A 1,154-nucleotide genomic window follows, 5' to 3' on the forward strand; every position below is an offset into this window, starting at 1 on the left:
ATGACGGACGTAGTGATCGTATCGGCCGCGCGGACCGCGGTCGGCAAATTCGGCGGCTCGCTTGCGAAGGTCGCGGCACCGGAGCTGGGCGCGACGGTGATTCGCGCGGTGCTGGAGCGCTCGGGCGTGAAGCCCGAGCAGGTGAGCGAAGTGATCATGGGTCAGGTGCTGACGGCGGGCTCGGGACAGAACCCGGCGCGCCAGTCGCTGATCAAGGCCGGCCTGCCGAGCGCGGTGCCGGGCATGACGATCAACAAGGTGTGCGGCTCGGGCCTGAAGGCCGTGATGCTGGCGGCGAACGCGATCGCGGCGGGCGACGCGGAGATCGTGATCGCGGGCGGCCAGGAAAACATGAGTGCGTCGCCGCACGTGCTGCCGGGCTCGCGCGACGGGTTCCGGATGGGCGACGCGAAGCTGGTCGACACGATGATCGTCGACGGCCTGTGGGACGTGTACAACCAGTACCACATGGGCATCACGGCGGAGAACGTCGCGAAGGAATACGGGATCACGCGCGAGGACCAGGACGCGTTCGCGGCGCTGTCGCAGAACAAGGCGGAAGCCGCGCAGAAGGCCGGCCGCTTCAACGACGAGATCGTGCCGGTGTCGATTCCGCAGCGCAAGGGCGAGCCGCTGCAGTTCGCGATCGACGAGTTCGTGCGTCACGGCGTGACGGCGGAATCGCTGGCGGGCCTGAAGCCGGCGTTCGCGAAGGACGGCTCGGTGACGGCGGCGAACGCGTCGGGCCTGAACGATGGCGCGGCGGCGGTGCTGGTGATGTCGGCGCAGAAGGCGGCGGCACTCGGCCTGACGCCGCTCGCGCGAATCAAGGCATACGCGAACGCGGGTGTCGATCCGAGCGTGATGGGCATGGGTCCGGTGCCGGCATCGCGCCGCTGCCTGGAGCGAGCGGGCTGGACGCCGGGCGACCTGGACCTGATGGAAATCAACGAGGCATTCGCGGCGCAGGCGCTGGCCGTGCACAAGCAGATGGGCTGGGACACGTCGAAGGTGAACGTGAACGGCGGGGCGATCGCGATCGGCCACCCGATCGGCGCATCGGGCTGCCGGATCCTGGTGACGCTGCTGCACGAGATGGTCAAGCGCGACGCGAAGCGCGGGCTGGCGTCGCTGTGCATCGGCGGCGGGATGGG

At 69.4% G+C, this 1,154-nt stretch carries 1 protein-coding gene; it reads left to right on the forward strand.

Annotation, left to right across the window (positions count from 1 at the left end):
• Window positions 1-1,154: acetyl-CoA C-acetyltransferase (locus tag DIE21_RS36820; RefSeq protein WP_148092780.1), on the forward strand; the 1,154-nt coding region annotated here is incomplete at both ends.

Origin of the sequence: Burkholderia sp. Bp9140, from assembly GCF_003853425.1 — a bacterium.
Taxonomy (GTDB): Bacteria; Pseudomonadota; Gammaproteobacteria; order Burkholderiales; family Burkholderiaceae; genus Burkholderia.